Genomic DNA, 12598 nt, shown 5'->3' with positions numbered 1-12598 from the left:
CAGCGTAGAGGTGATTCGATCATGAATCATCTCTACGCTATTATTTTGGGATTTATGTCCCAGGCTCTTTTTTGTTTTTTTCAATTAAAGTATAAGTATAAAGATTCAATTTCATCATTAAGGGTTGAACACGCTTATCAAGATGACTAGAAACGCTTTGTTATTTAAAAATCTAAAAGTTTGCTGAAAAAATTGTTGATTAGTAAAGAGCACGTTTATTAAAAGGCTACAATCAAGACTAGGCTATAAAATGTATTTTGAGTGCAGGTTGATTTTCACCACAAACTTAGGGATATTTTTTATTTTAATTGTAATCAGGTATAATATAAAAAAAGAGGAGGTTTTGTCATTGGTTGATACATTGATGAGTATACAAATCATTCCGCAGACACCTCACGGAGAGGATGTCATTCCTTTTGTTGATGAAGCAATTAAAGTGATTGAGGCATCCGGGTTGAAATATCGTGTTGGTGCATTAGAAACAAATGTCGAAGGCGATATGAATGCCTTGCTTATTTTGATCCAAAAAATGAATGATCGGATGGTTGAATTAGAAGCACCTAGTGTTATTCATCAAATAAAGTTTTATCACGTTCCTGAAGGCATCAGTATTGAAACACTAACTGGTAAATATGACGATACTGAAAAATAGTGTAACGATTTATATTGACTTCGAAAAATATCATTTTGCACTTTGTCTAGAATTTTAATATAATGAACTAATGATATATGGGCAGAAAGGGTTTTGTATGTGAACGAAGAACAAAGAAAAGCTGGGACGATTGATGTTTTAGCACAACGTAATAATAAAGAAAAAGATTATAGTAAATATTTTGATTTTGAGCATGTTTATCAACCGCCAAGCTTAAAAGAAGCCAAAAAGCGTGGAAAAGAATCAGTTCAATATAATCGTGATTTTCAAATCGATGAAAAGTATCGCGGTATGGGGAAAGGACGCACTTTCCTAATTAAAACATATGGTTGCCAAATGAACGCTCATGATACAGAGGTAATGGCGGGAATTTTTACTGCCTTAGGTTATACACCTACTGAGGATATCAATTTGGCAGACGTCATTCTATTGAACACATGTGCGATTAGAGAAAATGCTGAAAATAAAGTGTTTGGAGAAATTGGGAATCTAAAACACATTAAACAAGAACGCCCAGATTGTTTAATCGGTGTGTGTGGCTGTATGTCACAAGAAGAGTCTGTGGTAAATAAAATTTTGAAATCATATCAAAATGTGGATATGATTTTTGGAACACATAACATTCATCGTTTACCTCAAATTTTGGAAGAAGCCTATCTTTCTAAAGCAATGGTTGTGGAAGTATGGTCAAAAGAAGGCGACGTTATCGAAAACCTTCCTAAAGTAAGAGACGGCAAAATTAAAGCATGGGTCAATATCATGTATGGATGTGACAAGTTCTGTACATACTGTATCGTGCCATTTACACGAGGAAAAGAACGTAGTCGACGTCCAGAAGACATCATTGAAGAAGTATGTGATTTAGCACGTCAAGGTTATCAAGAAATTACGTTATTAGGTCAAAACGTGAATGCTTACGGTAAAGATTTAGAAGGTATCACTTATGGTTTAGGTGATTTAATGGCTGATATTTCGAAAATAGATATCCCGCGTGTCCGTTTTACAACAAGTCATCCTTGGGACTTTACAGATCGTATGATAGAAGTCATTGCTGAAGGCGGAAATATCGTGCCGCATATCCATTTACCTGTTCAATCTGGTAATAATGACGTATTGAAAATTATGGGGCGTAAATATACAAGAGAAAGTTATTTAGATTTAGTGGATAGAATTAAGGCTGCCATTCCAGATGTTGCGCTTACAACAGATATTATCGTAGGTTATCCAAATGAAACAGAAGCACAATTTGAAGAAACTTTATCCTTATATGAAGCGGTTGGTTTTGAGCATGCTTACACATATATTTATTCTCAACGTGACGGTACACCTGCTGCTAAAATGAAGGATAATGTACCAAATGAAGTGAAAAAAGCACGTTTACAACGTTTGAATCGTTTAGTAAGCGATTATTCTTCACGTACGCTAGCGGCTTATGAGGGACAAACTGTTCGTGTATTATGTGAAGGCGCAAGTAAAAAAGATGATGAAGTATTAGCAGGTTATACAGAAAAAAATAAACTCGTTAACTTCCGAGCACCTAAATCAGTTATCGGTAAAATTGTAGATGTTAAGATTGTTGAAGCAAAACAATTCTCACTTAATGGTGAATTTGTAGGTGTCAGTGAAGCAGCTGTGGTGACACCATAAGATGTATTCAAAAGAGTCGATTTTGGAAGCTGCTAAAGCATTGGGTCAGGCATTTCAATCTTTAGATACGATTCAAGATTATAGACGCATTGAAACACAAATTCATCAAAATGAACAGATTGCACAACACATGTCAGAGTTGAAACAGAATCAAAAGCAATCTGTAAATCTACAGAACTATAATAAGCCGAATGCCTATGCACGTTCTGAAGCAAAGATAGATCAAATCAGAACGACAATAGATGATATTCCTATTGTCAATGAATTTAGAACAGCACAGCAAGAGGCAAATGAGTTGCTCCATCTCGTTGTAGACACAATATCAACGCGAATTGAAAGTTCAACTGATGACTGAGATTTCTAGACGTTTAACATTGTGTAACTAAATGAGAAGTTGTGAATGAGGACATAGCTTTTTAAAGTAAAATTGAGTTTCTATTCTAAAAATATGGTAGAGCACATAATTGTTTCAACCGTGGTGGAGAGTGATATGTGTGAATACACGTAAATTGACACTGACTGCATTATTTATAGCCGTTAATGTAGTGTTGAGTTCAGTGATTGTCATCCCCATTGGTCCGATTAAAGCAGCGCCAGTGCAGCACTTTATCAATGTTTTAAGCGTTGTTTTAGTTGGACCGTGGTATGGGCTGGCCCAAGCGTTCCTTTCTTCAATCATTCGTGTATTGTTTGGAACAGGTACGCCGTTTGCGTTTCCTGGGAGTATGATTGGCGTTTTGCTAGCGAGCTTGTTTTATTATGTAAATCGGCACTTATTTGTTGCGGCGATAGGAGAAGTGATTGGTACAGGCATTATTGGGAGTTTGTTCTGTATTCCAATTGCGTGGATACTCCACTTAGATCATTTTCTTATTAAACCGTTAATGGCTGCATTTATTACATCGAGTTTGATTGGTGCAAGTATTAGTTACATTCTTTTACTTGTACTTAAGCGACGAGGTTTATTAGCATACTTAAAGTTAGATAAAAATAAAAGAAGATTAAAATAATTATTAAATCATTGAGGGGCTGGGGGTTTAAACAGAAGTTTATACTCTCAGCCTTGATACATATTTAAATCGCATACATAAAATACCTTCAAAAAGTAAATGAAATATAGAAAATTTTGTACAAAAGGATTGTGAAAGTATATGGCAAATGTTACACCAATGATGAAACAATATTTAAATATTAAGGCGCAACATCAAGATGCGTTGCTCTTTTTTCGACTTGGTGATTTTTATGAGATGTTTTATGATGATGCAATTACTGCTTCTCGCGTCCTTGAAATCACGTTAACGAAACGTGATGCTAAAAAAGAAAATCCTATTCCTATGGCAGGTGTCCCATATCATTCTGCGGATAGTTATATAGAAACTTTAATACAAAATGGTTTTAAAGTGGCCATATGTGAACAAATGGAAGATCCAAGACAAGTCAAAGGCATGGTTAAAAGAGAAGTTGTACGAGTGATTACACCAGGTACAGTGATGGAAAAAGGTGGCGTGGAGGATACACGTAACAACTATATTTTAAGCTTTATCCATAATGAAGATGGCTATGGGCTCAGTTATTGTGATGTTTCGACTGGTGAGTTAAAAGTGACACACTTTGAAGATGAAAGCACACTTGTAAATGAAGTGACGACCATTCAACCTAACGAAATTGTTGTCACACAACCGTTATCAGAGACACTTAAACGTCAATTTAGCATGATTACAGAAACAGTTACAGTTGTTGAACGTATTTCGGATACACATTATGCCGTTAATCAGTTGTCCGATCCAAGCATGTTTCAGGCAGTGCAGGTGTTATTAGATTATATATTTGATACGCAAAAAAGAGATATGTCGCATATTGAGAATGTGATTGAATACCAAGCGTTAGATTATATGAAAATGGATTTTTATGCTAAAAGAAATCTCGAATTAACTGAAAGTATTCGACTTAAATCAAAAAAAGGCACATTGCTTTGGCTAATGGATAAGACCAAAACACCTATGGGGGCAAGACGGTTGAAACAATGGATTGATCGCCCCCTTATTCAACGAAATGAAATAACAAAGCGCCATGATGCCGTCGATCAATTTTTACAATATTTTATCGAGAGAGACACTTTGCGCAACTATTTAACAGAAGTTTACGATATCGAACGATTAGTCGGTCGAGTAAGTTTTGGAAATGTGAACGCAAAAGATTTAATACAACTCAAGCATTCGATTGCACAGATTCCTTCTATAAAAACACTCTTACAAACCATTGAACATGAAGCGATCGCACATTTTAATGCGTTAGAACCCTTAGATGACCTTTTACAATTGTTAGAGGATAGTTTAGTGAATGAACCTCCACTATCTGTCAAAGAAGGTGGCCTTTTTAAATCAGGATTTAACGAAGAATTAGATCAATATTTAGATGCTTCAAAAAATGGAAAACAGTGGTTAGCTAAATTACAAGCGAAAGAACGTGAGCGAACGGGGATTAAATCTTTGAAAATAAGCTTTAATAAAGTGTTTGGTTACTATATTGAAATTACACGTGCCAATTTGACGCAATTTGATCCAGCTGAATTTGGCTATGAACGAAAACAAACATTATCCAATGCTGAAAGATTTATTACGGATGAATTAAAAGAAAAAGAAGCTGTGATTTTGGGTGCTCAAGATAAAGCAATAGAGCTCGAATATCAATTGTTCGTAGCGCTTCGTGAAAAAGTAAAAACATATACAGAACGCTTGCAACAACAAGCTAAAATTATATCTGAAATTGATTGCTTGCAAAGTTTTGCAGAGATAGCGCAACAATATAATTATGTCCGACCACAATTCAGCACAGACAAAACATTAGTATTAAAAGATTCACGTCATCCTGTTGTTGAGCGTGTGATGGATTATAATGATTATGTACCAAATGATTGTGAATTAAATCAATCACAATTTATCTACTTAATTACAGGACCTAATATGTCAGGTAAATCAACATACATGCGTCAAGTGGCGATTATAAGTATTATGGCACAAATGGGGGCTTTTGTACCTTGTGAATCTGCTGTACTCCCTATTTTCGATCAGATTTTCACAAGAATTGGTGCTGCAGATGATCTTGTATCTGGGAAAAGCACGTTCATGGTTGAAATGTTAGAGGCACAAAAAGCACTCAAATATGCCACACCAGATAGCTTAATTATATTTGATGAAATCGGTAGAGGTACTTCAACTTATGACGGTCTTGCGTTAGCTCAAGCTATGATTGAATATGTTGCGGAAACATCTCAAGCGAAAACTTTATTTTCAACGCACTATCATGAACTGACAGAATTGGAACAAGCACTTCCAAGCTTAAAGAATGTGCATGTCGCTGCAGATGAATATCAAGGTGAGCTTATCTTCTTGCACAAAGTTAAAGATGGGGCTGTTGCTAATAGTTACGGCATTCAAGTTGCACAATTAGCCGAGTTACCTAAACAGGTGATTGACCGTGCGCAAGTCATTTTAGATGCATTTGAAGCGAAAGAACAAGCCGCGATTAACTCAGAAGCAAATGCTGAAAAAATGGCTGAATTCACAAACCACAGTCTTGAAACACCTAAACAAGCAACATCAGCGCAACATTCAGATACAAAGCCCCAATTCGAACAGCCTGTTTTCGATTTATTTGAATCAGAAACACAAAATAGTGAAGTTGAACTTGAAATTAAACAGATGAATTTATCACAAATGACCCCAATTGAAGCATTAGTTAAGCTAAGTGAACTTCAAAATAGATTACAGTAGAGGGTGAAATTGATGGGAAGAATAAAAACGCTACAAACGTCTTTAGCGAATAAAATTGCTGCAGGTGAAGTAGTGGAACGTCCGAGCTCTGTTGTGAAAGAATTATTAGAAAACAGTATCGATGCAGGTGCAACTGAAATTAATATTGAAGTTTTAGAGTCAGGTGTATCTTCTATTCGAGTTGTTGATAATGGTTCGGGTATATTAGCAGATGATTTGGGACTTGTATTTCATCGACATGCAACAAGTAAATTACAAGAAGATGATGATTTATTCCATATTAGAACATTAGGTTTCCGTGGCGAAGCACTCGCGAGTATTGCTTCAGTTGCAAAAGTCACATTACAAACGTCTACGGATGGTATTGATGGTTACGAAGTGTATGCTGAAGAAGGTGCCATACTGAAAGAAAAACCAGCTAAAGCGCGTAAAGGTACAGACATTCGTGTAGATTCACTATTTTATAACACGCCTGCAAGATTAAAATATATTAAAAGTCTTTACACGGAATTAGGAAAAATTACAGATATTGTGAATCGAATGGCGATGAGTCACCCACATATCCGTCTTTCGCTTAAAAATGATGGTAAAACCGTTCTCCAAACGAATGGCTCGGGACGTACAAACGAAGTGATGGCAGAAATATACGGAATGAAAGTGGCACGTGATTTAGTGCATATTGAAGGTGAAACAAGTGACTATCGTATTTCAGGTTACGTAGCAAAACCTGAGCACTCAAGAAGTAATCGGCATTATATGTCTATATTTATCAACGGTAGATATATTAAAAACTTTCTATTAAATAAAGCTGTTCAAGAAGGTTATCATACATTAATGATGATCGGTCGATATCCAATTGTTTATATTAATATTGAAATGGATCCCATTTTAGTCGACGTGAATGTTCACCCTACGAAATTGGAAGTGCGATTATCTAAAGAGGATCAGTTATTTGATCTCATTGTGAATAAAATACGTGAGGCTTTTAAAGATAAGGTACTCATACCTCAAAATGATTTGAAACAAAAATACGCACCTAAAAAGGTTCTTGAACAATTTGAGCAACAAAAAATAGCTTTTGATCAGCAAGCGCACCAACATGAGAAGCATGAAACAACAACAGATAAAGACGACGTACAACCGTCGCAACCAGATTTCGAGGTTCAAGAGGAAGCGGAGTACTTTTCAACTTCAAACGAACCGTCATCAGCCAATCATTCAATACATTCTGATGACAATTTTGAAGTGGAACAAAAAGCGATTTTAAATGAACTTGATCGTCATCAAGATGTGGCGCGTCCCTTGTTCACTGAGCCATCAACTCAAAGTCAAGATGATGCACGACCTCATAACAAACCTCAAAAACCTAAAAGACGTGTGCCTTATATGGAAGTTGTAGGACAAGTACATGGCACATATATTATTGCCCAAAATGATCAAGGCATGTATTTAATTGATCAACATGCTGCTCAAGAACGTATAAAATACGAGTATTTTAGAGATAAAATTGGAGAAGTGGAAAATGAAAACCAAAACCTGCTCATTCCAATTACATTTAACTTTTCAAAAGATGAACAGTTAATTATTGAGCAATATCGTGATACATTAAAAGAGGCAGGCATCTTTTTAGAACCTTTTGGTGGATATGATTATATTGTGAATAGTTATCCGGTTTGGTTCCCAAGTGAGCAAGTTGAAGAAATCATTAAAGATATTATCGAATATGTGATTCAACACAAGAAGATTGATATTGCAAAGTTTAGAGAAGAAGCTGCGATAATGATGAGTTGTAAAAAATCGATTAAAGCCAATCATTATTTAAAAATAAATGAGATGGCAGATTTAATCCAACAATTAGGGGAAATGGAAGATCCATTTACATGCCCGCATGGAAGACCTGTGATTATCAACTTTAGTAATTATGAATTAGAGCGTCTGTTTAAGAGAATTCAATAATACGATGAAGAGGGAGAATGTTATGAAAAAACATATTTTACCAGCAATTCGTTCGATGAGAGATTTAGAAAGATTGTTTAAAACAGATTATAAAAAATGTGTCATACTTGATACGCATATTGGTCATTTGAAAGGCATGACGCAATTAATTAAAGAGCATGAACTACAACCTTTTATGCACATCGATCTCATTAAAGGGATGAGTCATGATGAGTTTGCTTGTGAATATATTATTCAAACTTATAAACCTAAAGGGATTGTATCAACTAAAACTAAAGTGATTAAAAAGGCAAAAGCGCTTGGTGTCGTTACGATTTTTAGAGTATTTGTTATTGATAGTCACGCTTTACAGAGAAGTATCGATCTCATTCAACGTATCGAGCCAGATTATGTTGAAGTCTTACCCGGTATCGCAGATAAAGTGATACAAGAAATACACGAGAAAACAGGTACAACGGTAATAGCGGGAGGTTTGATTAACACAGAGGAAGAAGTTGAAAACGCCATTAATAGTGGTGCTGCCTATGTGACAACAAGTGACGCATCATTATGGTAAGTAAAAAATAAAGGGGATTTAAATGATGAAAAAACCAGAGAAGTTACAAAAAGGGGATACAATTGCGATTGTTTCCCCGTCTTCTGGCCTTGCTGGTGAGCCGAATATTCAATGGCGTACACAACAAGGTATAGAGAATATCAAAAATTTAGGTTATCACGTTAAAGTTATGGAACAAGCGCTTAACACGATTGAATGGAACTATAATCATCCAAAAGAACGTGCAGAGACACTGACATCGGCGTTTAAAGATCCAGAAGTAAAAGCCATACTTTGTACGATTGGGGGTAAAGAATCAGCAAGAATTATCCCATACTTAGATGATGAAATCATTCAAGCGCATCCTAAGATTTTTATAGGTTACTCAGATATCACACCACTTCATTTGCATTTAAACCAATTAGGAATCGTTAGCTTTTATGGTCCAGCGCTGCTCACGGACTTTGCAGAAAATGTAGCGCTTGATGACTTTACACTTGATCATATGTTTGATGTCGTTTCTAAAGCGGAGCCATTTGGAAAGTTGATCACATCGGATTATGTGCGGATTTTTGGTTTGAGATGGGATGAAGAAAATAAAAATATCGCGCGTGAAACAAAGAAAAATGAAAGTTACATATTAGTAAACGGCGAGGGTAACGTTTCTGGAGAACTTATCGGCGGTTGTTTTGAATCATTAGACCACCTCAGAGGTTCACAGTATTTTCCAATACTTGAACAGTTTGACGGCAAAATTTTGTTTTTAGAAAACTCTGAAGTTAATATTGAACCGTGGGCTTTTGAAGATACTTTTCGTTCATTTGGATATATAGGCATTTTTGATCGTATTAAAGGGATTATATTGGGACGTCCTCAAAATGGAATATATCAAAATGAATATCACCAAATTATTCAAAGCATTTTAAAAGAGTTTAAGCAAGAGGATTTACCGGTCATCGGTAACGCTAGTTTTGGTCACAATGAACCTAAATGTACGATTCCATATGGTGTAAAAGCATCAATAAGTACATCTCCTTTAACATTTAGTATTGATGAAGCGGCTGTAAGTGAAAAAGAGGCACGTGAGAAACGTCAAAAAGAGTAATAATGATCAGGCGCTCAATATTCGTTTGATAGCAGTTTTTAAAACATTTTATCTTTAAAGTGATGGTTATTTAGATTTAAAAAAACAATTAAATAGATAGTTAATTCATTTTCACTAAAATTAAATTTTCATTTATTTATGAAAGCGTTTAAAATAATGGTTGACAACGCTTACATCAAACTGTAATATTAAGTCAAGTTGATAAATTATGAGAGATTGAGAGACTTCTGTTGGCGTATTTTTATTATGCGAAAGGAAGTCTCTTTTTCAATAAAGGGAGGAAAAAGCATGAATGTTTATTTAGCTGAATTTTTCGGTACTGCATTACTTCTACTCATGGGTGGTGGTGTATGTGCCAACGTCAATTTGAAAAAAACGAACGGTAATGGTGCCGACTGGATTGTCATTGCTATTGGATGGGGACTTGGTGTGACGCTAGGTGTCTATGCCGTTGGTCAATTTTCAAATGCACATCTTAACCCAGCAGTGACACTTGCATTTGCAATGAATGGTGATTTCCCATGGTCACAAGTGCCTGGATACATCATTGCGCAAATGCTAGGGGGTATTTTAGGTGGTGTATTGACATGGTTAATGTATTTACCACATTGGCGTGCAACTGAAGATAAAGCAACAAAATTAGGCGTCTTTTCAACTGCGCCAGCGCTTAAAAACTATACTGCAAACTTTATTTCAGAGATTATAGGTACTGCAGTTTTAACTTCAGGTCTTTTATTCATCGGGGCAAATAAGTTCTCTGAAGGATTAAATCCATTAATCGTTGGTGCTTTGATTGTAGCGATTGGTGTCAGCTTAGGTGGTACAACAGGATATGCAATTAATCCTGCTCGTGACTTAGGGCCACGTATCGCGCATGCTATTTTACCAATCCATGGCAAAGGTGGCAGTGGTTGGGGTTATGCGATTGTACCTGTATTAGGACCAATGGTTGGTGGTATGTTAGGTACGGTTGTATATCGCTTGATTTTTAAAGGCGCATTTGATGTTTGGACAATTGTAACGATTATTGTATTAGTTTTAACATTATTACTTGGTGTGGCATTAAATAAAAAATTGCCACAGGATGAGATTGCTAAAATATAATTCATATTACTGTTTTTGTCATAAGTATGAATGTTAAAGTAAGGCACGCAAAACTTTACAATACGTTGTGATCATAGAGGCATTAATAACATGGTGATGACGTATTGTTGTTTTTTAGTGCCTATGAGCTGTATTTGACATCTTATAACAGCATTTTAGGTTATAATAACCTTATCGTAATACTTTACAAGTTAATATCAGTGAAGAGTTGAGAGGAGACTATGTTATGGGAAACTATATCTTATCGATTGATCAGGGGACAACAAGTTCTAGAGCAATCTTATTTAACGAAAATGGGGAAATCGCAGGCGTAGCACAGCGTGAGTTTAAACAACATTTTCCTAAAGGCGGATGGGTAGAGCATGATGCCAACGAAATTTGGACATCAGTTTTATCAGTGATGGCATCTGTTTTAAACGAAAATAATGTATCGGCATCACAAATTAAAGGGATTGGTATCACAAACCAACGTGAAACAACTGTCGTTTGGGATAAAAACACAGGCCGTCCAATCTACAATGCGATTGTTTGGCAGTCACGTCAAACACAACATATTTGTGATGAATTAAAGAACGCTGGTCATGAAGAAACGTTTAGAAACAAAACTGGTTTATTATTAGACCCTTATTTTTCAGGAACTAAAGTCAAATGGATACTTGATAAAGTTGAAGGTGCACGTGAAAAAGCTGAAAAAGGCGATGTTTTGTTCGGAACAATTGATTCATGGTTAGTTTGGAAACTTTCTGGTGGTAGAACGCATGTAACAGACTATTCCAATGCAAGTCGTACATTAATGTATAACATCCATGATTTACAATGGGATGACGAATTGCTTGAAATTTTAGATGTACCAAAAGCAATGTTACCTGAAGTAAAACCATCAAGTGAAGTGTATTGCGAAACAATTGATTATCACTTCTTTGGTCAAAAAGTACCGATTGCTGGTATTGCGGGTGACCAACAGGCTGCTCTATTCGGACAAGCATGTTTCGAACGCGGTGATGTGAAAAACACTTACGGCACAGGTGGTTTCATGCTTATGAATACAGGTGAGGAAGCAGTTGTATCTGATAATGGATTGTTAACAACGATTGCTTATGGAATTGATGGTAAAGTTAATTACGCATTAGAAGGTTCAATTTTCGTATCAGGTTCAGCCATTCAATGGTTAAGAGATGGTCTCCGAATGATTAACTCTGCTCCTCAATCAGAAGATTATGCTAAACGTGTTGATTCTACAGAAGGTGTCTATGTTGTACCTGCATTTGTAGGTTTAGGTACACCTTATTGGGATTCTGAAGCACGTGGTGCGATTTTTGGTATTACGAGAGGAACAGAAAAAGAACACTTTATTCGAGCAACTTTAGAGTCTTTATGTTATCAAACACGTGACGTAATAGAAGCGATGGCACAAGACTCCGGCATTGATGTTAACAATTTACGTGTTGATGGTGGCGCAGTTAAAAATAACTTCTTAATGCAGTTCCAAGCAGATTTAGTAAATATCAATGTTGAACGACCAGAAATAAATGAAACAACTGCACTAGGTGCAGCATACTTAGCTGGTATTGCTACAGGATTCTGGAAAGATAAATCAGAAATTAGTCGTCAATGGAAACTCGAAAAATCCTTTGAACCAGCGATGGATGAAAAAGAAAGCAGTCGTTTATATAAAGGCTGGAAAAAAGCAGTTGAAGCCACTCAAGTTTTCAAATTAGACGAAGAATAAGTGGTGTGATATACTGTAGTTAAGTTAATAGCATCATACGAGATTGTGAGAGACGTCGTTCGTACAACTTTATTTAAGCTGTGGGAGAAGTCTCTCT

10 protein-coding genes are annotated in these 12598 nt (G+C 35.9%); all 10 read left to right on the top strand.

The annotated features are described in order from the left end of the window. Window positions 1-349: 349 nt before the first annotated feature. The 10 genes from KM149_RS07650 (at window position 350) to glpK (ending at window position 12501) form a co-directional block, all read left to right on the top strand. A complete protein-coding gene (locus KM149_RS07650) occupies window positions 350-652 on the top strand; it encodes a thiamine-binding protein (RefSeq protein WP_016424948.1) in 303 nt (100 codons plus the stop codon). Between the two features lie 99 nt (window positions 653-751). Next, a complete protein-coding gene (gene miaB, locus KM149_RS07645) occupies window positions 752-2299 on the top strand; it encodes a tRNA (N6-isopentenyl adenosine(37)-C2)-methylthiotransferase MiaB (RefSeq protein WP_241415274.1) in 1548 nt (515 codons plus the stop codon). A 1-nt stretch (window position 2300) separates the two neighbouring features. Then, entirely contained in the window at window positions 2301-2654 is a 354-nt protein-coding gene (locus tag KM149_RS07640) for a YlbF/YmcA family competence regulator (protein ID WP_037559109.1), read from the top strand. Between the two features lie 139 nt (window positions 2655-2793). Continuing rightward, complete coding sequence (thiW, locus tag KM149_RS07635) at window positions 2794-3309, top strand: energy coupling factor transporter S component ThiW (RefSeq protein WP_165544943.1); 516 nt, start codon at window positions 2794-2796, stop codon at window positions 3307-3309. Between the two features lie 141 nt (window positions 3310-3450). Continuing rightward, complete coding sequence (mutS, locus tag KM149_RS07630) at window positions 3451-6072, top strand: DNA mismatch repair protein MutS (protein ID WP_214970432.1); 2622 nt, start codon at window positions 3451-3453, stop codon at window positions 6070-6072. A 12-nt stretch (window positions 6073-6084) separates the two neighbouring features. After that, the gene (gene mutL, locus KM149_RS07625) at window positions 6085-8028 is read left to right on the top strand and encodes a DNA mismatch repair endonuclease MutL (protein ID WP_214970434.1); all 1944 of its coding nucleotides are present in this window, start codon (window positions 6085-6087) and stop codon (window positions 8026-8028) included. A gap of 22 nt (window positions 8029-8050) precedes the next feature. Next, window positions 8051-8584, top strand: coding sequence for a glycerol-3-phosphate responsive antiterminator (locus KM149_RS07620; RefSeq protein WP_060829996.1), 534 nt, complete (start codon window positions 8051-8053; stop codon window positions 8582-8584). Between the two features lie 25 nt (window positions 8585-8609). Further along, window positions 8610-9668, top strand: a complete 1059-nt coding sequence (locus KM149_RS07615; RefSeq protein WP_214970495.1) for a S66 family peptidase — start codon at window positions 8610-8612, stop codon at window positions 9666-9668. 288 nt (window positions 9669-9956) lie between these two features. Beyond that, on the top strand, window positions 9957-10772 hold the full coding sequence (locus KM149_RS07610; RefSeq protein WP_060829994.1) for an MIP/aquaporin family protein: 816 nt from the start codon (window positions 9957-9959) through the stop codon (window positions 10770-10772). A gap of 226 nt (window positions 10773-10998) precedes the next feature. After that, a complete protein-coding gene (gene glpK, locus KM149_RS07605) occupies window positions 10999-12501 on the top strand; it encodes a glycerol kinase GlpK (protein ID WP_060829993.1) in 1503 nt (500 codons plus the stop codon). Window positions 12502-12598 lie beyond the last annotated feature (97 nt).

Origin of the sequence: Staphylococcus coagulans (assembly GCF_022557135.1) — a bacterium.
GTDB lineage: Bacteria > Bacillota > Bacilli > Staphylococcales > Staphylococcaceae > Staphylococcus > Staphylococcus coagulans.
Note: the sequence above shows the minus strand (reverse complement) of the source record. Positions and strands in the feature narration are given on the sequence as shown.

Excerpts from the sequence above, each read along its gene's own strand:
- KM149_RS07640 (WP_037559109.1), top strand. The coding sequence starts at position 2,301 with ATGTATTCAAAAGAGTCGATTTTGGAAGCTGCTAAAGCATTGGGTCAG.
- KM149_RS07610 (WP_060829994.1), top strand. The coding sequence starts at position 9,957 with ATGAATGTTTATTTAGCTGAATTTTTCGGTACTGCATTACTTCTACTC.
- KM149_RS07620 (WP_060829996.1), top strand. The coding sequence starts at position 8,051 with ATGAAAAAACATATTTTACCAGCAATTCGTTCGATGAGAGATTTAGAA.
- mutL (WP_214970434.1), top strand. The coding sequence starts at position 6,085 with ATGGGAAGAATAAAAACGCTACAAACGTCTTTAGCGAATAAAATTGCT.
- KM149_RS07615 (WP_214970495.1), top strand. The coding sequence starts at position 8,610 with ATGAAAAAACCAGAGAAGTTACAAAAAGGGGATACAATTGCGATTGTT.
- glpK (WP_060829993.1), top strand. The coding sequence starts at position 10,999 with ATGGGAAACTATATCTTATCGATTGATCAGGGGACAACAAGTTCTAGA.
- mutS (WP_214970432.1), top strand. The coding sequence starts at position 3,451 with ATGGCAAATGTTACACCAATGATGAAACAATATTTAAATATTAAGGCG.